Origin of the sequence: Parvibaculum sp. (assembly GCF_030651915.1) — a bacterium.
Classification (GTDB): Bacteria; Pseudomonadota; Alphaproteobacteria; order Parvibaculales; family Parvibaculaceae; genus Parvibaculum.
Map to the genome: position 1 here is coordinate 1,129,453 of NZ_JAUSBV010000005.1, position 19,981 is coordinate 1,149,433.

At 62.2% G+C, this 19,981-nt stretch carries 18 protein-coding genes; 4 read left to right on the forward strand and 14 right to left on the reverse strand.

Going from position 1 to position 19,981, the window contains the following annotated elements; genetic code table 11:
• The first annotated feature begins 29 nt into the window (after positions 1 to 29).
• A complete protein-coding gene (locus Q7V31_RS09795; RefSeq protein ID WP_304733881.1) occupies positions 30 to 932 on the forward strand; it encodes a DUF3108 domain-containing protein in 903 nt (300 codons plus the stop codon).
• A gap of 14 nt (positions 933 to 946) precedes the next feature.
• On the opposite strand, the gene Q7V31_RS09800 is transcribed toward Q7V31_RS09795, so the two are convergent.
• The 6 genes from Q7V31_RS09800 to Q7V31_RS09825 are packed head-to-tail and all read right to left on the reverse strand — an operon-like array spanning position 947 to position 7,801.
• A complete protein-coding gene (locus tag Q7V31_RS09800) occupies positions 947 to 2,143 on the reverse strand; it encodes an ABC transporter substrate-binding protein (protein ID WP_304733882.1) in 1,197 nt (398 codons plus the stop codon).
• Complete coding sequence (locus Q7V31_RS09805; RefSeq protein ID WP_304733883.1) at positions 2,140 to 3,981, reverse strand: long-chain fatty acid--CoA ligase; 1,842 nt, start codon at positions 3,979 to 3,981, stop codon at positions 2,140 to 2,142. Before Q7V31_RS09805 ends, Q7V31_RS09800 begins: the two co-directional genes overlap by 4 nt.
• Before the next feature lie 14 nt (positions 3,982 to 3,995).
• Complete coding sequence (locus tag Q7V31_RS09810) at positions 3,996 to 4,781, reverse strand: ABC transporter ATP-binding protein (RefSeq protein ID WP_304733884.1); 786 nt, start codon at positions 4,779 to 4,781, stop codon at positions 3,996 to 3,998.
• A complete protein-coding gene (locus Q7V31_RS09815; RefSeq protein WP_304733885.1) occupies positions 4,778 to 5,560 on the reverse strand; it encodes an ABC transporter ATP-binding protein in 783 nt (260 codons plus the stop codon). Before Q7V31_RS09815 ends, Q7V31_RS09810 begins: the two co-directional genes overlap by 4 nt.
• A complete protein-coding gene (locus Q7V31_RS09820) occupies positions 5,557 to 6,804 on the reverse strand; it encodes a branched-chain amino acid ABC transporter permease (protein ID WP_304733886.1) in 1,248 nt (415 codons plus the stop codon). Before Q7V31_RS09820 ends, Q7V31_RS09815 begins: the two co-directional genes overlap by 4 nt.
• Before the next feature lie 7 nt (positions 6,805 to 6,811).
• On the reverse strand, positions 6,812 to 7,801 hold the full coding sequence (locus Q7V31_RS09825) for a branched-chain amino acid ABC transporter permease (protein ID WP_304733887.1): 990 nt from the start codon (positions 7,799 to 7,801) through the stop codon (positions 6,812 to 6,814).
• Between the two features lie 311 nt (positions 7,802 to 8,112).
• Here Q7V31_RS09825 and Q7V31_RS09830 point away from each other — a divergent pair, with 311 nt between their 5' ends.
• Genes Q7V31_RS09830 through Q7V31_RS09840 form a run of 3 tightly spaced genes read left to right on the forward strand, consistent with a single transcriptional unit; the run spans position 8,113 to position 10,173 of the window.
• Positions 8,113 to 8,925 carry a crotonase/enoyl-CoA hydratase family protein gene (locus Q7V31_RS09830; protein ID WP_304733888.1) on the forward strand — a complete coding sequence of 271 codons (813 nt, stop codon included), beginning with the start codon at positions 8,113 to 8,115 and terminating at the stop codon, positions 8,923 to 8,925.
• Positions 8,926 to 8,939: 14 nt separating this feature from the next.
• On the forward strand, positions 8,940 to 9,950 hold the full coding sequence (locus Q7V31_RS09835) for a nitronate monooxygenase family protein (RefSeq protein WP_304733977.1): 1,011 nt from the start codon (positions 8,940 to 8,942) through the stop codon (positions 9,948 to 9,950).
• 10 nt (positions 9,951 to 9,960) lie between these two features.
• Positions 9,961 to 10,173 (forward strand): hypothetical protein, encoded by a 213-nt coding sequence (locus tag Q7V31_RS09840; RefSeq protein ID WP_304733889.1) that lies wholly within the window; start codon positions 9,961 to 9,963, stop codon positions 10,171 to 10,173.
• A 4-nt stretch (positions 10,174 to 10,177) separates the two neighbouring features.
• Here the strand turns inward: Q7V31_RS09840 and Q7V31_RS09845 are convergent, their stop codons facing one another.
• The 8 genes from Q7V31_RS09845 to Q7V31_RS09880 form a co-directional block, all read right to left on the reverse strand.
• Positions 10,178 to 11,632 (reverse strand): NAD(P)/FAD-dependent oxidoreductase, encoded by a 1,455-nt coding sequence (locus tag Q7V31_RS09845; protein ID WP_304733890.1) that lies wholly within the window; start codon positions 11,630 to 11,632, stop codon positions 10,178 to 10,180.
• Between the two features lie 201 nt (positions 11,633 to 11,833).
• Positions 11,834 to 13,468 carry an NAD(P)/FAD-dependent oxidoreductase gene (locus Q7V31_RS09850; protein ID WP_304733891.1) on the reverse strand — a complete coding sequence of 545 codons (1,635 nt, stop codon included), beginning with the start codon at positions 13,466 to 13,468 and terminating at the stop codon, positions 11,834 to 11,836.
• A gap of 99 nt (positions 13,469 to 13,567) precedes the next feature.
• Positions 13,568 to 14,386 (reverse strand): protein-glutamate O-methyltransferase CheR, encoded by an 819-nt coding sequence (locus Q7V31_RS09855; protein ID WP_304733892.1) that lies wholly within the window; start codon positions 14,384 to 14,386, stop codon positions 13,568 to 13,570.
• The gene (locus Q7V31_RS09860) at positions 14,383 to 15,510 is read right to left on the reverse strand and encodes a chemotaxis response regulator protein-glutamate methylesterase (protein WP_304733893.1); all 1,128 of its coding nucleotides are present in this window, start codon (positions 15,508 to 15,510) and stop codon (positions 14,383 to 14,385) included. Before Q7V31_RS09860 ends, Q7V31_RS09855 begins: the two co-directional genes overlap by 4 nt.
• A 33-nt stretch (positions 15,511 to 15,543) precedes the next feature.
• Positions 15,544 to 16,056 (reverse strand): protein phosphatase CheZ, encoded by a 513-nt coding sequence (locus Q7V31_RS09865; RefSeq protein WP_304733894.1) that lies wholly within the window; start codon positions 16,054 to 16,056, stop codon positions 15,544 to 15,546.
• On the reverse strand, positions 16,056 to 16,442 hold the full coding sequence (locus tag Q7V31_RS09870) for a response regulator (RefSeq protein WP_304733895.1): 387 nt from the start codon (positions 16,440 to 16,442) through the stop codon (positions 16,056 to 16,058). The genes Q7V31_RS09865 and Q7V31_RS09870 overlap by 1 nt, the downstream gene beginning before the upstream one ends.
• 37 nt (positions 16,443 to 16,479) lie before the next feature.
• Positions 16,480 to 16,974 (reverse strand): chemotaxis protein CheW, encoded by a 495-nt coding sequence (locus tag Q7V31_RS09875; protein WP_304733896.1) that lies wholly within the window; start codon positions 16,972 to 16,974, stop codon positions 16,480 to 16,482.
• Positions 16,971 to 19,898, reverse strand: coding sequence for a chemotaxis protein CheW (locus tag Q7V31_RS09880; protein ID WP_304733897.1), 2,928 nt, complete (start codon positions 19,896 to 19,898; stop codon positions 16,971 to 16,973). Before Q7V31_RS09880 ends, Q7V31_RS09875 begins: the two co-directional genes overlap by 4 nt.
• Positions 19,899 to 19,981 lie beyond the last annotated feature (83 nt).

A 19,981-nucleotide genomic window follows, 5' to 3' on the forward strand; every position in this document is an offset into this window, starting at 1 on the left:
TCCGGGCCAGGACCGGAGCGGAAAAGGCAATGAGAGATATCGAAAGATCATGCCGGCGACACATCGCGCCGCTCGTCCTTGCGGCGCTGTTCGTTCTGGCAGCGCCGCCGCGCGCCTCGGCCAGCGGCGAGATCGCCGTGCCGGGCGGCACCGAGGTCGACCTCACCTATCATGTCTATGGCGGCGGCCTGCTGGTCCTCTCGCTCGACACCAGGGCCGCCTTCGGCACCGGCCAGTATGCGATCGCCTCCGACATTGCGACCGAAGGTCTTGTCGACCGGCTTTTCCACGGCCGCATGTCGAGCCGCGCGCATGGGCTGCTGACCGATGCCGGGCCGCAAATGCAGCATTATGCGCAGGCCTATAAGGGCCGCTTCGGCGCGCGTTCGGTCGACATGCGGCGCGCCGCGGATGGCGGCTACGACGTCGAGGCCGAACCCGACGCCGGATATATGGAGCATGGCCCGCTCGATCCGAAAAAGATCGTCGGCACCGTCGACCCCCTGACCGCCTCGATCTATGCCGCGCTGACCGGCGCCGCCAGGCCGTGCACGTCCAGCGTCCCGGTCTTCGACGGCCGGCGCGTCTACGATCTCGATTTCTCGATGCTGCAAACCGATCGGCTGGAACCGCGCATCGCCGGCGAATATGCGGGCGAGGCGTGGCGCTGCAAGGTCGTCTACAAACCGGTCTCGGGTTTCAGCCGCGAATGGCATATCCGCCGGATCAAGGATCCGCTGCAGCCGGCCACCGTCTGGATGGCCCGTTTCGACGGCGGCGAAAACGGCGATGGCGAGGCGCAGAGCTTCCTGATACCGGTGCGGCTGCAGATCGAATCGAACTGGTTCAACGCCGTCGCCCATCTGACGCGGGCCAGCATCGACGGGCGCGAACTCATCGCCGGTGCCGCCGCCGACGCCGCGGGCGACTGAGCGCCCGCATTCGATCAGCTATCGCCGTCGACCGACATCGGCTCGGTCAGCGTCACCCAGCGGCCATCCTTGATCTGCGCCAGGAAACCCGCCTTGCTGCCCAGGTGATCGCCTTCATGGAAGTCGACCGGCACACCGCCGAGATCGGGATCGACCCAGGGCTCCATATCGACCAGCGCCTGGGCCAGATTTTCCGGCGTCGGCTCCGGTCCGGCGCGCTCCAGCGCCTCGGCGAAAAGTCGCGCCAGCGTATAGGCGCCGACCGCCTGCACATTGGCGACCAGGTTGAAGCGCTCCTGATAGGCGGCCGTCCATTCGCGCAGTTTCGGATTGGGATCGTCGGGATAGGGGATCGGCGTCTGGGCAACCGCATAAACGCCGTTGACCGTGTCGCCGCCGAGATCGTGCACCTCGGGCGTGTAGCAGGCCTGCGAGCAGAGGAAGATCGGATCCCAGCCGAGCGAACGGGCCGATTGCATCGCGCCGATCGTCTCGCGCACCACCGTGCCCAGCACGACAAGCTCGACATCGGCGGCGCGCAGCCGCGCGATCTGGCTCGAAAAATCGGTCGCGCCGCGCTTGTAGGTGGTGCTTTCGACAATCTCGAATCCATGCGCGATGGCTTCCTGCTCGGCGCCGCGCTTGACGTTGAGGCCGAATTCATCGTCCTGATAAAGCAGACCGATCCTGGTCACGCCGGCGGTCTCGATGAAATGCCGCGTGCCGATGCGCATCGCATGCACGTAAGGAATGTTCGAGGCGAATTTCAGCGGATGATAGGGGTCGTAGGTCTGGTCGGCGGCGGTGAAGGGAAAGAGCACCGGCACGCCGCGCCTGAGCGCCAGCGGCATCGAGGCGATGACGGTCGGCGAACCGAGCGCGGCGATGATCGCAAACACCTTGTCGCGGTTGATCAGCTTCTGCGTCGCCAGCACCGCCCGGCGCGGATCGTAACCGGTATCCTCGACCACAAGACGGATCTGGCGGCCATTGACGCCGCCGGCCGCATTGATTTCGTCGAAGGCCATGATCAGCCCGTTGCGCACCGGCACGCCCCAGGAGGTCAACGGACCGGAAAGGTCCTGATGCGTGCCGAGAACGATTTCGGTCGGGCTGACGCCCTGCGCATCGGCAAAGGCCGGCGTGGCGGCAGGCGCGGCGGCGAGGAGAAGGCCCGCGGCCAGCGCCATCCCGGTGTTCCTGATTGTCATGCGGCTTCTCCCTTGTACATACCCTCGATCAGCGTCGCATATTTCTCGTTGACCAGCGACCGTTTCAGCTTGCCGGTCGCGGTGATCTCGTCGTCCTCGGCCTGAATCTGGTGTTCGATAACGCGGAACTTCTTGATCGTTTCGACGCGGGCGAATTTCTTGTTGGCGCGGTCGATCTCGGCCTGCAGCAGCTCCTGCACTTCCGCCGCGCGGCAGAGGCTGCGGAAATCGGAAAAGGGCACATTGGCGTCCTGCGCGAATTTCTCGACATTGTCGCGGTCGATCATGATCAGCGCCGACAGGAACTTGCGCCGGTCGCCGATCACCACCGCGTCCTGAATATAGGGCGAGAATTTCAACTCGTTCTCGATTTCCGACGGCGTGATGTTCTTGCCGCCTGCGGTGATGATGATGTCCTTCTTGCGGTCGGTGATGCGCACCCAGCCTTCATTGTCGATGGTGCCGATATCGCCGGTATGCAGCCAGCCGTCGATAACCGTTTCGGCGGTCTTGTCGGGCTTGTTCCAGTAACCGAGAAAGACATGCGGCCCGCGCATCAGGATCTCGCCGTCCTCGGCGAGCCGGAGCTCGGTGTTCGGCACCGGCTTGCCGACAAGACCGAACTTGTAGGTGCCGAAGGGCTGCGGGATCGTCGCGATGCCGGCATTCTCGGTCTGGCCATAGCCTTCGGCCATATAGAGACCCAGCGCGAAGTACCAGCGGATCAGTTCGGGTGAAATCGGCGCCGCGCCGGAGAGAATATAGCGGCATGAATCGATACCGATCATCTTGCGGATGTTTTTCAGCACCAGCAGATCGGCAAGCTTGAAATACCAGTTGAGCGCCGCCGGCACCGGCTCGCCAGCGATCCGCCGGTCGGCCACTTTCTCGCCGACGCCGATGGCCCAGCGATAGGCCAGCCGTTCGGCCAGCGTCGCATCCTTCAGCGCGATCGAAACGGTCGAATAGAATTTCTCCCAGATGCGCGGCACGGCGAAGAAGGCGGTCGGCTGCACCTCGCGCAAATTCTCCGGCACGGTTTCGAGGTTCTCGGCGAAGTTGACCGTCTGCCCGGTCATCAACTGGTTGAAGGTCGTGAAGGTGCGCTCGGCGATATGGCAGAGCGGCAGGAAGGCCAGCGAGCGGTCCTCCGGCGTATGCGGCAGCAGGTTCTGGTTGTTTTCGATCTGGAACATGATGTTGGCATGGCTGATCATCGCCCCCTTAGGCGGACCGGTCGTGCCGCTGGTATAGACCAGGATCGCGGTGTCGCCGGGCGCGGTCTTGCCGACCGCCTCGTCGAAGCGCTTCGGCGCATCGCGCGCTTCCTTGCGGCCGAGATCGATGAAGGCGTCGAAACCCATCACCATCGGATCGTGGAAGTCGTGCAGGCCCTCCATGTCGAAAACGACGATACGTTTCAGCGAGGGAATGCGGTCGCGTACTTCGAGAATCTTGTCGAGCTGCTCTTCATTCTCGGCGAAATAGAACTCGGCGGCACAGTCGTTCATGATGTACTCGACCTGCGGCGCCGTGTCGGTCGAATAAATCCCCATCGAGACGCCGCCGACGCCCATGCAGCCGAGATCGACGAAAAGCCATTCGGGGCAGACTTCCGAGACGATGGCGATGCGGCCGCCATCCGACAGGCCGAGCGCCTTCAGCGCCAGCCCCGAGGCGCGCGCCTTTTCATAATAATCGTTCCAGCTGATCGGCTCCCACAGCCCGAACTTCTTGTCGCGCATGGCGACGCGGGCCCCAAGCTCCTTCGCCCGCTTGACGAAGAGCTTCGGCACGGTGTCGCAATCGGGAGCGATGACGAGCGGCGCGAGCTTCATTTGGGTCTCTTTCCCTATCGCCAGACTTTTCGTTTCTTCCAGCGCCGCTTGCCGCGGGCGCCCTGTTCCTTCATTCCCAGATAGAATTCCCGGATATCCTCGTTCTCCAGCAGCCTTGTGCTGTCGCCTTCCATGACGATGCGGCCGACTTCGAGAACATAGCCGTAATCCGAAAGCTGCAGCGCCATGTTGGCGTTCTGCTCGACCAGCAGGATCGTCACCCCGCGCTCCTCGTTGATGCGGCGGATAATGGCGAAGATTTCCTTCACCAGCCGCGGCGAGAGGCCGAGCGACGGTTCGTCGAGCAGCAGCACGCGCGGCCGCGCCATCAGCGCGCGCGAAATCGCCAGCATCTGCTGTTCGCCGCCCGACAACTGCCCGGCCTGCTGATGCATGCGCGTCTTCAGCACCGGGAAGTAGGTGTAGACTAGCTCCAGATCCTCGGCGACGCCCTTGCGATCGTTGCGCAGATAGGCGCCCATCCTCAGATTGTCGCCGACCGACAATGTCGGGAAGACCTCGCGGCCTTCCGGCACATGGCTGACGCCGAGCCGCACGATCTTCGCCGGGTCGAGCCCGTCGATGCGTTTGTCGCGATAGGCGATCGTGCCCTTTTGCGGGTCCATGATGCCCGATACCGTTTTCAGGATCGTCGTCTTGCCGGCGCCGTTGGCGCCCAGCACGGTAACGATCTGGCCCTCGCGCACATCGAGCGAGACGCCGCGGATCGCCATGATCGGCCCGTAAAAGGTCTCGACATTGCGCAGCGAGAGAATGACGGGTGCGTCGGGCCTGTTCATGCGGCCTCCGTCTCGGTGTCGTCGCCGCCGAGATAGGCGCGGATCACTTCCGGATGCGCCTGCACCTCGGCCGGCGTGCCGGTGGCAATGACGCGGCCGTAATTCAGCGCCAGCACGCGGTCGGAGACCTCGTTGACGAGGTTCATGTCGTGCTCGACCATGATCACGGTGATGCCGAGAATGTTCTTGATGTCGGAAATCCAGAACGACATGTCCTCGGTCTCCTCGACATTGAGACCGGAGGAAGGTTCGTCGAGCAGCAGGATTTTCGGTTCGGTGCAGAGCGCGCGGCCAAGCTCGACCACCTTGCGCACGCCGTAAGGCAGATTGGCGATCATCTGGTCGCGGTAATGCTGCAGGTCGAGAAAATCGATCACCTCCTCGATCTTGCGCCGATGCGCCAGTTCCTCGGCGCGCGTGGCCGGTCCGAAAAAGAGATGCGCGAAAGGCCCGGTGCGGCGATGCGCATGACGGCCCAGCATCATGTTGTCGAGCACGGTTGCCATGTCGAACAGCTCGATGTTCTGGAAGGTGCGCGCAATGCCGAGACCGGCGATGCGATGCGCCGGCAGGCCGGTAATGTCCTTGCCCTCGAAGCGGATGCGCCCGGATGTCGGTTGATAGATGCGGCTCACCAGATTGAAGATCGTCGACTTGCCGGCGCCGTTCGGGCCGATGATGGTGAAGATCTCGCCCTTGTCGACGCCGAAGCTGACGCCGTCGACCGCCTTGATGCCGCCGAAATGAACCGCCAGATTTTCAACCTCGAGCAATGTCATCGGTTCTTCTCGCTGACCATGTAGCTCTTCTGGCGCCGGAAGGTGCCGCGTTTATAGAGCGGGAAAAGCTGGAAATAGGTTTTGATCTTCATCCAGCGGCCGTGCAGGCCCATCGGTTCGAGGATCACGAAGAGAATGATCACCAGACCGAAAATGCCGGATTCAAGGCCGGGCAACTGGCCGACAACGGGCGGCAGGCTGTCTTTCGTCAACGAGATCAGCTGCGGCAGCACGACGATGAAGGCGGCGCCGAAAATCGCGCCATGCATCGAGGCCAGCCCGCCGATCACCGCCAGCACCAGCAGGTTGATCGACAGCAAGATCGTGAAGCCTTCGGGGCTGATGAAGAACAGCAGATGCGCATAGACGGCGCCGGCCAGTCCCGCCATGCCGGCCGAGATCGCGAAGGCAGTCGTCTTGTAGACGGCCAGATTGACGCCCATCGCTTCGGCCGCCGTTTCGGAATCGCGAATGGCCATGAAGGCGCGGCCCGTCGAGGAGCGGCGGATGTTGAGCCCGGCCAGCAGCGTCAGCGCGAACAACACCATGGCCAGGTAATACATCTTCTGTTCGCTGTCGAAGGTATAGCCGAGGATCGAGGGATCGGAGAGCACGAAACCCATATTGCCGCCGGTCAGCCCGTCCCAGCGCGCCAGCACTTCCTCGACGATGAAGGCGAAGGCATAAGTCGCGAAAGCGAGATAGATGCCGGTCATGCGCAGCGCCGGCAGGCCGATCACGACGCCGAGCAGCGCCGACAGCAGGATCGCGGCCGGCAGCGTCACCAGCAGGTCGAAGCCCTGCGCCTGCAGCAGCGCGGCCGTGTAGGCGCCGCAGGCCATGAAGGCCGCATGGCCGAGCGAAATCTGGCCGCACATGCCCAAGAGCAGGATCAACCCGACACCGGCAATCGCATAGACATAGACGAAGGTGATCTGGCTCAGGAAATAGAGATCGAGCACGAAGGGCGCCGACAGCGCCGCAACGCCCAGCAGCCCGTACCAGAAGGCCGCATGGCCGCCCTCGCCATCGGCATTCTGGCGCAAGAGCACGGCGCCGAAGGCGACCGCATAGACGATCGCCAGCCCCAGCCAATGCGTCGAGGTCAGCGCGACCGGCGCGTAATGGGCCAGCGCGGCAAGGATCGCCGCATAAAGCGCGAGCCCGGACCAGAAGCGTTTGGTGCCGCCAAAGGGAAAGAGCCGGGTGTCCTGGGCATAGTCGGTCTTGAACAGGAAGCGCATGTCGCTCTTACACCTTCTTGACGACGACGCGGCCGAAAATGCCCTCGGGCTTCAGCAGCAAGACGATCAGCAGCACCACATAGGCCGCCACATCCTTGAACCCTTCGGGCAGGTAGAAACCGGCCAGCGCCTCGACGATGCCGATGATCAGCCCGCCGACAATGGCGCCGGGGATCGAACCGAAGCCGCCCAGGATCGCGGCCGGAAAGGCCTTGAAAATGACGCCGAAGCCCATCTGGGTATGGATGAAGGTGATCGGCGCCAGCAGGAGACCGGCAAAGGCCGCGACACCGGCCGACAGGCCCCAGATCAGCGTGTAGACGCGCTTGACGGGGATGCCCATGTAATAGGCCGCGAGCTGGTTTTCCGACGAGGCTTCCATGGCGACGCCGAGCCGCGTGTAGCGGAAGAAGAGAAAGAGAAAACCGCAAAGCACGACGGTGCTGGCGATGATCGCCGCGTAATCCTGACTGACCACCAGCGCGCCGAGGCGCAGATCGGCGCCCGAAAAGGGCGTCGCCAGCGCATAGGTGTCGGTGCCCCAGCCGGGCACCATGCTGACAACGGCGCGCACGACGAAACCGAAGCCCAGCGTCACCATGACGATGGCGAAAACCGGCTGGCCGACCACGGGGCGGATGATGGCGCGGTCGGTCGCCATGCCGAACAGCACGCCGCCCGCCACCGCCAACGCCGCGCCGAGCCAGAAATTGAGGCCGTACATGGTGATGAAGGTGAAGGCGAGGAAGGCGCCGACCATCATCAGCTCGCCTTGCGCGAAATTGATCGTTTCGGTGGCCTTGTAGATCAGCACGATGCCGAGCGCGACCAGCGCATAGACGCAGCCATTGGCCGTGCCGCTGACGACCTGCTGCAGATATTGCGTCAGCTGCGCGCCGTCCATGACGCCGAAAAGCCAGAGAACCGGCGGCGAAAAGAACGCAATGACGGCGCTGGCCGAAAGCAGCCACCATATCCGCCCAAGAACTCTGTCCATTCCCCTCCGCCCGCATCCCTTCCGTCGCGCCGCCGGCCGCCGCCTGCGGCCTCCCCCTCCCAAGGGACGGCAAGCTTAGATAAACATGGGCGTGCCGATCAATTTTAATCGGTCGGTTACAGCAAAAAAGAACCGCGTCTTACCTGACTGAATGTCAGCCCTGTTCCTCTATCGGGTCGTGTCGCCGCGTCAGTCGGGCCCGGTTCATTTCTGCAGAGCCGGCCGACATCCCCGCGGTCTTGTATTCAGCCGCCGGGCCGCTATGACTCATGCAACCGAAACAGGCAGAGAACAACCGGGAGGCTTCGCTCATGGAAGAGCGCATCAAGACGACAATCGTGGACGGGGTCGCCGATGTGCGCCTCAGCCGCGCCGACAAGATGAACGCGCTCGACGATGCGATGTTCATGGCCCTGCTCGAGACCGGCGAAAAACTGAAAGCCGACAAGTTGGTCCGTGCCGTCGTCATCTCGGGCGAGGGCCGCGCCTTTTGCGCCGGGCTCGACATGGGCAATTTCGGCCGCATGGCCAGCGGCGAGCGCGACGCGAACAAATCGGAGGTCACCGGCCGCCTCGCGCAGCGCACCCACGGCATCGCCAACCGCGCGCAATATGCGGCCCTTGTCTGGCGCGACATTCCGGTGCCGGTGATCGCGGCGGTCCATGGCGTCGCCTTTGGCGGCGGCTTCCAGGTGGCGCTCGGCGCCGATATGCGCTTCGTGGCGCCCGGCACGCGCTTTTCGGTCATGGAAATCAAATGGGGCCTCGTGCCCGACATGGCCGGCATGTATCTGATGCGCGGGCTGGCGCGCGAGGACGTTATTCGCGACCTCACCTATACCGGCCGCATCTTCGAGACCGACGAGGCGCTGGCCTTCGGTTTCGCCACCCGCGTCTGCAACGACCCTTACGCCGAGGCGCTGACGGTGGCGCGCGAGATCGCCGACAAGAGCCCGTCGGCCATCCGCGCCGCCAAGCGCATTCTCAACGACGCGCCGGATGCTGACGCCGGTGCGATCCTGCTCGCCGAATCCGTCGAGCAGGACAAGCTCATCGGCGGCGCGCATCAGAAAGAAGCCATCATGGCCAATCTCGAAAAGCGCCGCCCGAATTTCGCCGGCTGATCCGGCATTCCCGTATTCCACTCCATCGAAAACCGAAGGCAACACACATGAAGACGCGCATTACCGAACTTTTCGGCATAAAGCACCCGATCATCCAGGGCGGCATGCATTTCGTCGGCCTCGCCGAAATGGCGGCGGCCGTTTCGAATGCCGGCGGGCTCGGCATCATCACGGCGCTGACGCAGCCGACGCCGAAGGATCTCGCCAACGAGATCGCCAAATGCAGGAAGATGACCGACAAGCCGATCGGCGTGAACCTGACCTTCCTGCCGGGCTTCGCCAATCCGCCCTACCCCGAATACATCAAGGCGATCATCGATGGCGGTGTACGCATCGTCGAGACGGCCGGCCGCAGCCCGGAGGCTTACATGCCGGCGATGAAGGACGCGGGCATCAAGGTCATTCACAAATGCACCTCGGTCCGCCATTCGCTGAAAGCCGAGCGCATCGGCTGCGACGCGGTCAGCGTCGACGGATTCGAATGCGGCGGCCATCCGGGCGAGGACGACATTCCGAACATGATCCTGCTGCCGCGCGCGGCCGAAGAATTGAAAATCCCCTTCGTCGCCTCGGGCGGCATGGGCACGGCCTCGCAGCTCGTCGCCTCGCTGGCGCTCGGCGCCGACGGCATCAACATGGGCACGCGCTTCATCGCCACCAAGGAAGCGCCGGTGCATGAGAACGTCAAGCAGGCGCTGATTGCCGCCAGCGAACTCGACACGCGCCTGATCATGCGCCCCTTGCGCAACACCGAGCGCGTGCTGGCGAATGCCGCGGTCGAAAAGATCGTCGAGATCGAGCGTGAAAAAGGCGCCAGCCTCGGCATCGAGGACATTCGCGAACTGGTCGGCGGCGTCTATCCGCGCGTCATGCAGGGCGGCGAGATGGATGCGGGCGCCTGGAGCTGCGGCATGGTCGCCGGCCTCATCCACGACATCCCGACCTGCAAGGAACTGATCGACCGCATCATGTCGGAAGCCGAGCAGATCATCCGCAAGCGGCTCGAAGGCCTGCTCGCGGCTTGAGGGCCACCTGATGGCCTGGCGCGTCACCCATGGCCGCATCGCCGCGCATGTCGTTTCGTGCGCGGCGGGCGCTGCCGTCGTCGTCGGCGCCGAAGCGCTGCTGCGACTTGTGGGCGTGCCGCTGCCCTTCGATCCCGAATGGGCCTGGATCGACTTTCTCGGCATCGCGCTTGTCATCGGCGTGGTGACGGCGTCGTTCTTCTACAAGGATGTCGAGGAGTGAGCCGTCAGGCGACCTCGAAATCCTCCCAGACCGGCTCGCGCATATCGGCCTCGAACTTCTCATAGGTCCATGGCCATGAGGCGATGTTGCCATGCGGGTCGATGTACCAGCTCTGGCAGCCGGTCGCCCAGACCGTGTCGGGGAGCTTGGCGCGCACCGCTTCGTTGAAGGCCTGCGCGGCTTCGCGTTTCGGCGCGATCTCCGACACGTTCCCGTCCCGGAGCTTCAGAATCAGCTTGAGCGCGAAGTTGAACTGGTTTTCGGCCGTCAGCAGCCAGGAGAAATTTCCGATCGGGCTGTTCGGTCCGCCGATCATGAACCAGTTGGGAAAATCGGGCACGGTGACGGCCTTGTAGCCTTCGTTGCCCTTGGCCCAGGCGGCGTCCATCGTCTTGCCGCCGCGCCCCGTCACTTCCATCGGCCGGAACAGCTGATGCGTGTTGAAGCCGGTCGCCAGCACGATCACGTCGAGCGGATGAAGCCGGCCGTCTTTGGTGCGGATGCCGTCGCGCTCGAAGCGTTCGATCCCTTCTGTCACCAGCTCGGCATTGGGCCGCTGCAGCGCCTCGTAGAAATTGTCCGACAGGATCATGCGCTTGCAGCCGACCGCATAGCTCGGTGTCAGCTTGGCGCGCAGCACGGGGTCGGCGACGCGGGCGAGATTTTCCTCACAGGCCGTCACCATCGCCCGATAGGCGCCCGGATTGGCGCCGACGATCGCGGCGGCGAATTTCGAATTGTTCTCGAAGGAGATGCGCTGATATTCCTGTTCGAGCAGCGCCGGATCGGCGCGGTAGAGCGCCTTCTGTTCCTCGGGGATCGGTGCCTGCGGCAGCGGCAGAATCCATTGCGCCGTACGCTGAAAAAGCGACAGATGCGCCACCTCGCCGACCACCGCGCCGACAATCTGCGTCGCCGTCGAGCCGGTGCCGATCACGCCGACGCGTTTGCCCGCGAGCGAGACCTCGTCCTTCCAGCGCGCGGTGTGAAACGCCTCGCCGTCGAAATCGTCGAGACCCGGAATATCGGGCATGACCGGGTGATGCAGAATGCCGGTCGCGGTGATCACCGCATCGAAAGCGCCCTGATCGCCCTTCGATGTTTCGAGATGCCAGTGGCGGTCGCGCCAGTCGGCGCGCGTGACCTCGTGCCCGTAGCGGATCGAGGCCTCGACATTATGCTTGCGCGCCACATCCTTCAGGTAATCGAGAATTTCCGTCCCCGGCGCGCAGACGCGGCTCCATTCGGCATTGGGTTCGAAGGAATAACGATAGCCGTGCGAGGGCACGTCGCAGGTGACGCCCGGATAGCGATTGTCGCGCCAGGTGCCGCCCAGCGTGTCGGCCTTCTCGTAGATCGTCACATCCTCGATGCCGGCCTCGCGCAATTTGATCAGCGCCATGATGCCGGAGGCGCCGGCGCCGATGATCGCGATACGGAGTTTTCTGGCGCGCGTCATGCTGTCTGTCCTTGTGTTCGGGTCGCGGCGACCGGCCGGTCCGGCGGCGGGGCTCCGAAAGCGGGGATAAGTTCCGGTTATCCCCGCCTTTGAGAGGCCTCAAAAGCGGGGACAAGTTTTTTTCGACGCCCCGCCACGGTCATTTATGACAGTTTTATGACAGTTTCGTGACAGAGGGGGGTCTGCAGCGGTTTTTTGCTGTCACGCGCCGAGTTCGAAGCCCTCATAATCGGCCGCCGCGACCTCGGCCAGCTTCTCGCCATAGACGCCGACACCGCCCGCATAAGGCATGAAGATGCGCGGCTTGCCGGGAATGTTGGCGCCCATGTACCAGGAGTTCGCCTGCGGGTAGAGCGTTCCGGCCGCCAGTTCGTTGACGTGTTCGACCCATACGTCTTCGGCATCTTTCTTCGGTTCGATCGAACGAATATTGCCTTCCGTCAAACGGCCGATGCAATCGGCGATCCATTCGACATGCTGTTCGATCGAAACGATCATGTTCGAGAGCACCGACGGGCTGCCGGGTCCGGTGATGAAAAACAGATTGGGAAAGCCGGCCGAGCCCAATCCCAGATAGGTGCGCGGGCCCGCCGCCCATTTGTCGCTGAGCTTCACACCATTGCGGCCGGCGATGTCGATGCTGGTCAGCGCGCCCGTCATCGCGTCGAAACCCGTCGCGAAAACAATGCAGTCGGCTTCGTATTCCTTGCCGCCGCTCACGACACCCGTCTTCGTGATCTTCTCGATCGGCGCCTTGCGGACATCGACCAGTTCGACATGCGGCTGATTGAAAGTCTCGAGATAATGCGTGTCGAGACAGAGCCGCTTGACGCCGACCGGATGATCGTTGGGCAGCAACAGATCGACGATGGCGGGATCCTTGATGACCTCGCGCATTCTGGCGCGGGCGTATTCGGCCGCATGGTGATTGGCTTCATGCGTCGCCATCAGATCGGCAAAAGCACCGAGAAAAGCAAAGCCACCCATGTTCCAGCGGCTTTCGAGCTCGCGCTGCCGCTCTTCCGGCGTCATCTCGGCTGCCGGCGTTTCACTGTATTCAAAACAGATGATGCCGCCCGCCGTTGTCCGCGCATGCTGACGGTCCTGCAGCAGTGTCTTCTTCGATCTTTCGATTTCGTCCTTCGGCAGCGGCCGATTGCCGGCCGGCAGCGTGAAGTTCGCCGTGCGCTGAAAGACGGTGAGATGCGCGGCCTGCTCGGCGATCAGCGGAATGCTCTGCACGCCCGACGAGCCGGTGCCGATGACGATGACGCGCTTGCCGGTGAAGTCGACGCCTTCTTTCGGCCAGTCGCCGGTGTGATACCAGGCACCCTCGAATTCGTTCAGCCCGTCGAAGTCTGGGACGCGCGCGGCCGACAGACAACCCGTCGCCATGATGCAGAATTTCGCCTGCACGCGATCGCCGCGGTCGGTCTCGACGGTCCAGAGGCCCGCGCGTTCGTCATAGGCGGCCGCGGTCACACGCGTTGAAAACTGCATGTCGCGGCGCAGATCGAGCTTGTCGGCGACATAATTCTGATAGCGGAGGATTTCCGGCTGCGCCGCATAGCGTTCGGTCCAGGTCCAGTCGCGCTGGATTTCGTCGGAAAAGCCATATTGATATTCGAGGCTTTCAACGTCGCAGCGCGCGCCCGGATAGCGGTTCCAGTACCAGGTGCCGCCGACGCCGTCGCCGGCCTCAAAGACGCGGGCCGTGAGGCCAAGGCCGCGCAGGCGATGCAGCATGTACATGCCGGCAAAGCCGGCGCCGACGATGACGGCATCGAATTCCGTCGCGTCCGCCTGCCTTGATGCCGCTTTTGACTCCTGAGCCACGATTTCCTCCCGTTTTTATTGTTGCCCGATTGTAGCCCGCGGGAGGGCGGGCACAAGGGAGGAAGCGATCCGGAGGATCGGCGGTGGCGCGGTTGCCGCTCAACTTTTCAGGCCGAAGAGCCCTCGTTCGCCGGTCAATACCTGAAACGCATCGGATATTCCGACAACGGTTTCCGCGCCGCCGAGGCACAGGTAGCCCCAGGGCCGCATGACTTTCGCAAGACCGGAAAAGACCCTGCGCCGCGTCGTCTCATCGAAATAGATCAGAACATTGCGGCAAAATATAATATCAAAGGGCCCCAGACCATTGGCGGCAGGGTCATCGAGAAGATTGTAGCGCCGAAAGCTGATCATGCTGCGCAGACTATCTTTGGCGCGCCATCCATCCTTCTCCGGCTCAAAATATTTTTGCAGCAGCGGCTCGGACAGCCCCCGGGATACTTCGAAGACCGAATAGCGTCCGGTCTGCGCGCGGGCCAGCATCTCATCGGAAATATCGGTCGCAACAATCTCGACCTGCCATCCCGCGAGCGCCGAGCCCAGCTCAGCCATGATCATGGCGAGAGAATAGGGCTCCTGTCCACTCGAACAGGCCGCGCTCCAGATACGGATTCGCCGCGACGCTTTCGTCTTCTCCATAATTTCCGGCAGAAGGTTTGACCGAAGCCGCTCGAAGGGCCAGCCGTCCCGGAAAAACAAAGTCTCGTTCGTCGTCATCGCGTCAACGATCTGCGCTAGCGCTGTTTCGTCGCGCGTTCGACGAATTTCCTCGATAAGCCGGCCGACGTTCTCTATTCCGCGGTGCCGTGCAATTGGCATGAGACGGCTCTCGATGAGATAGCCCTTCTCCGGCGTGACAACCAGACCGGAGCGCTCGTAGAGCATGGTCTTCAGATAATCGAACTCGGCGGTATTCATTTTCCGTTTTCTCCCGCGATGCGCACGATGGCAGGCCCGATTTTTGTCAGGGGAAGAATTTCACTGCAGAGTCCGGCCTGCGCGACCGCGCCAGGCATCCCCCAAACAACACTGGTTTCCTGATCCTGTGCGAGCACACTTCCTCCTTCAGCGATAACCTCCTCGCAACCCTTGAGGCCGTCACACCCCATTCCGGTCAGGATCACGGCAAGAAGCCGGTCCTTGAATATCCGGGCAAGGCTGCGGAGCATTGGATCGACAGCGGGCTTGCATGAGTTTTCCGGCGGCCCATCATCGAGACGAATCATGATGCCACCCGCCGCCCGCGGCTCGACGACAAGATGCTGACCTCCGGGTGCAATGTAGATGTGGCCCGGCTCCGGAACTTGCCCGTCGCGCGCTTCGCTGGCCGGCCGGCCCGAATAACGCGCCATATGCTCGGCGAGCAATGCTGTGAAACTCGCCGGCATATGCTGCGTAACGAGAATGGGCTGGCGCACGGAGGGGGCGAGGTTCCTGAGAACTTCCGCCAGCGCCTGCGGACCGCCGGTCGACGACCCGATCGCAATAATGTCGGGGCGCTCCATTTTCTTGCGCCCGGCACTGCGGGTCTGCACTGTGGGCACAACTTTCGCAGGCATTGAGGGAAGCAACGCTTTCCTCTTTGCGCCGACGTTGCCCGATCCCCTGCACGCGGCGTGGTGCTTCACTTTTGCGATGAGCTCGCGCCTGAAGTTTTCGGCGCCGCCGAGGCCCGCACTCGGCTTCTGAACAAAGTCGACGGCCCCAATCGCCATTGCCCGCATGGCTATATCGGCGTCCCGGTGGCTGGCGGCCGACGCCATGATAATCTTCAGGTCCGGGTCGACGGCCAACAGGCGGGGAAGCGCTGCCATGCCATCAAGCTCGGGCATCTCGATATCGAGTACGACTACATCTATTTCATGCGTCAGCATTGCCTTTAGCGCCAATACGCCGTTCGGCGCCGAGGCCACAACCTTAATTCCCTGCTCCTGCTCCAACGAGCGCGTTACGATGCCGCGCGCGACAGCGGAATCGTCCACGACCATCACCCGGCAAGGTACCTTTTCTGCCTCGGCGTTCGTCCGCAGTTCGATGGCCATATACCCCCCAACCCGATTTGATTTTGATTATGATTATGGTTTTTTGCCGGCCGCCAGCAGTGCATCCACCGAATCCTGGCCGAGGCCGTTGCCGGGCAAGGCCGGACCGTTCAGCAACGACTCGTCCGACAATTCATTCGGCGTCTCGTCGGCGCTTGCGCAATCGCCGTCCAGCGCATCGAGGCTTTTATCGACGATACGGAGCGTCTCGATTGTTTGCGAAAGGCGTTGGCCGGTGATGTCCTGAAAGCTGCAGGCTTCCATGATCTCGCCGCAGCAGTCCGACATTTCCGTTGCTGCCGCTTCCGGATTGGAAAAATCGATCGTCATCATGCGTTCAGCGGCGCCCAGAATCCGGTCGACGGCGACTTCCATCTCGCCCCTGGCCGTGCGCTGTTCTTCGATGGCACGCTTCAGCTCTCCGGTGCGAAACGATGGATCCAGAAGAGGCTTCAAATGCTGGCGCCGGTGAAAAACGATCTTGTACAAATCGATGCATTCATCGGTCAAGCGCTCGACAAGACCGTGGTCTCTCAAGTTCTTCATCAGAAATCTCCGAGAACGGTCTTCAGTTTTGCCTTGAGAACCTCGGCGCTGAATGGCTTGATGATGTAGTTGTTTACACCAGCCTGGCGCGCCGCAATGACGTTCTCGGCCTTCGACTCTGCCGTCACCATGACGAAAGGCAATGACGACAATCCTGCATCTCCGCGAACTTCTTTCAGAAGTTCGAATCCAGTCATGGGTTGCATGTTCCAGTCGGAAATCACGAGTCCATAGGTCCGTTTTCGCAGTTTTTCCAGCGCTTCCTTGCCATCGGTCGCTTCGTCGATGTCGGTGAAGCCGATCTTGTTGAGCAGATTGCGTACGATACGCAACATGGTTCGGTAGTCGTCCACAATCAGGACGGGCATTCTAAGGTCGACCGCCATTTTGAATTCTCCCTTGGGCGATTTTCGGTCTCTTCGATCAGGCATCCGCGCGGATGGCGCCAAGGACATCGGCAACACTGAGCACGATAAGAAGCCGGTCATCCAGGCGATAAATGCCTTGCGCGACCTCGCGCCAGCGCGCATCGAGTGTCGCAGGCACCGACTCACGTCGCGTGGCCGGAAGGCTCAAGACTTCACCCACTTCATCAACCAGCAGACTGAAGGGCTCATCGTCATGTTCGACGACCACCGCCATCGCACTTGCGACAAAATCGTCCGCCGGCAGGCCGAGACGCTTCCTCATATTGATTGCGGTTACGATTCGTCCGCGCAGGTTGAGCGAGCCGGCAACCTCGTCGGGCGCGAGCGGTACGCGAGTAATGTTCTGTGGTCCCAGTACGTCGCGAACGCTGAGTACCGGGATTCCAAAGGCCTGACCTCCCACACTCATGGTCACATAATCGTCCGCAAGACCAGATGCGGCGGCCTCGAACGAACCGCTGGCGGTCCGACTGTCGACGTTGTTCCTCATGCTGCTATATCCTTCCCGGACTCATCAGATGAAAGCACGCGAGACAAAGCGCCGAGCAACGCTTTGGGGTCGAGTTTCGTCACATATTCCGTAAACCCCGCACTCATTCCCCGCTCGATATCCTTCGGGTTGGCGTGAGAGGAAAGCGCAATGATCGGCACCCCTTTCATATGCCCGTCGCTCTTCAGCAAGCGAGCGAGATCGAAGCCCGACAGGCCCGGCATTTCGATGTCCGACACGACAATGTCGAAGCGACCGCTGCCCTTGCATATCTCGAGCGCGGCCTCACCGTGCTCCGCCACGGTCACGTGGTAACCTGCCAGCGTAAGCATCGGCATCAGCAAATTGCGGAAGAACGCGCTGTCCTCGACGAGCAGAACATTTCGGCTATCATCCTCGCCGAAAGCCTTTTCCGTCTCGACGCTGAACCAGTCGGCATCGCTCTGGCGAAGATAGTGAACTGTGTCGATAACGTCTGTCGTCGTACTTGCGATGACGGCGCTGCCGAGGATACCTGCACGACTTCCGCCGGTGAGCTGAAGGTCGAGCGGCGCCTCTATGATATCGATCACGCGATCCACGACGAGACCAAGCATGCGCGAGCCATCGACGAAAACCAGGATCGGATGCTTTCCCGTCCGCACGGCAGGCTCGCCATCGAGCCCGATCAGCGGCATCAGGCCGCCACGATACTGAAGGACGGTGCGTGCACCGGCCTGCTCGGCGGTCGAGAGATCTGCCTCTTCGAGGCGGGCAACGAGCGACAAGGGAACTGCCTTGGGTCCACCGTCGCCAGCCTCGAATACGAGCATCGAAACGGCATCGCGATCGTGGGTCAGGTTGTCGCCCGTCGTCGTCTGCGCGGACTCGATATGGGGCACGGCTGAAACGGCTGAGGCGAGACCGTTTGGATCGAGGATCATGATGACCTGGCCGTCGCCGAGAATTGTGGTGCCTGAAAAGCACGAGATGTGGCGGATCGTGCGCGACACCGGCTTGACGACGATCTCTTCGGTATCGAAGACCTTGTCGACGATAATTCCGAAAACGAAGGCGCCAACCTGCGAGACGACGACATACGTGCTTTCTGTTCCACTATCGTCATCCGCGGCACGATCCGGACGCGGCAGGTCGAGTATCTCCGCAAGGGATACGAGCGGCAGGAGTCTGTCGCGCAACCGATAGACCGGCCGGCCATTGATTTCTTCAAGACCTTTCGCTGAAGTGTGGCTGATGCGCACGAGCTCAACGACGCTGTTTTGCGGCATGGCGAAGCGTTCGCCCGCACATTCCACAATGATCGCGGAGACAATCGCCAGCGTTAGCGGAATCTTGATGACGAAGCGCGAACCGACACCCTCCGTCGACTGAAATTCGATGATGCCGCCGATCTTTTCGATGTTGCTTCGCACCACGTCCATGCCGACGCCACGCCCGGAAACACTCGTAACCGATGCAGCGGTTGAGAAGCCCGGGCGGAAGATGAATTGCTGAATCTGCTGCTCGGTCATGGTCTCGAGTTGCGCTTCGGTTGCCAGACCGTTCGCCACGACCTTTTCGCGTATGCGCGCCGTCGGCAGACCTCGTCCGTTGTCCGACACCTGAACGATAATATGGCCACCTTCGTGACGCGCCGAGAGCTCGACCGTTCCATGTTCGGGCTTGCCGGCGGCAAGGCGCTCGCCGACTGTCTCGATGCCATGATCGGCCGAGTTCCGCACCATATGGGTCAGCGGATCGCGAATCGATTCAAGTATCTGGCGATCGAGTTCGGTGTCAGCGCCGGTCATCACCAGTTCAATTTTCTTGTCGAGCTCCTGTGTCAGGTCGCGCACGAGCCGCGGGAGCTTTCCCCAGGCATTCCCGATCGGCTGCATACGCGTCATCATGACGTTTTCCTGCAGTTCCGTCGTGATCTGGTTGAGCCGTTGCAGCGGCGCACCGAAGGGGCTTTCATTATAACCGCGCAGAATCTGTAGAAGCTGGTTTCGCGTCAGCACCAGCTCGCTCACCATGGTCATCAGGTCTTCGAGCACATTGATGTTGACCCGCAACGTCTCGGATGGGGCGTTCGCCGCTACGTCGCGACGTTCGGTCGCCGCTGGCATGGTTTCGGCTCCCTTTTTCGGTTTGGCTTCTTCCACTGCGGGCAGCGCGATAGCCTCTTCAGGCGCCTCACGCGTCAAATGGCGAAGCAGGGCCGCAACGTCGTCGGCGTCGACGCCGAGAGAGGCAAATGCCTTTCCGATTTCGGTGCGCAACGTGGCAAGATCGGCCTCCGTCCAGCCATTGTCCGCAAGGCAGGTCAGAACATCGACGATGTCGATTCCGGGCGTCTTCTGCAGGGCGGCCGTCAGGCCGCCGGCGAGCGCGAACTGCAGCTTCAGCATGTCGGGCTCAAGTGCCTCGCGTTGCGCGGATTGCTCGAGAAATGCCATGCAGGCCAACTCGCAGGCGGTATCGATACCCGAGGCGCCGCCGGCGCGATCATAGAGCTTTCCCGCTTTCGCAGACGGGGCAATGTCGGCCGGCCTGGACGCTTCGACCTCGCCTGAGGCGAGGCGGCGCAGCGCACCGATCAGCTCTTCGTCACTGCCGGCCGGTTCGCTGCCTGTTGCGCCAAGCGCCGCCACAAGTTCCTTGATGCGGTCGAGCGCTGATAGCACCAGAGAAACAACTTCGGGCGATACCAGGAGGCCACCGTCGCGGACGCGGCCGAGAACATCCTCAGCGGCATGGGCGACCGTTTCGAGCCTCGGCAAGCCAAGGAAGCCGCATGTTCCCTTGATGGTGTGCATGATCCGGAAGATGCTGCCGAGAAGCGCCGGATCTTCCGGCCGTTGTTCCAGCTCGACCAATTCGCTGTCCAGTACGTCCAGCGACTCGCGGGCCTCGGCGAGAAACTCATTGAGGAGATCGTCCATGTCGGAATGCCCCGTTTCCTGTCCCATCGCGGCGATGGTAAATAGGGGCACTTAACAGGTAATAAAACTTGTGAATATTGTAG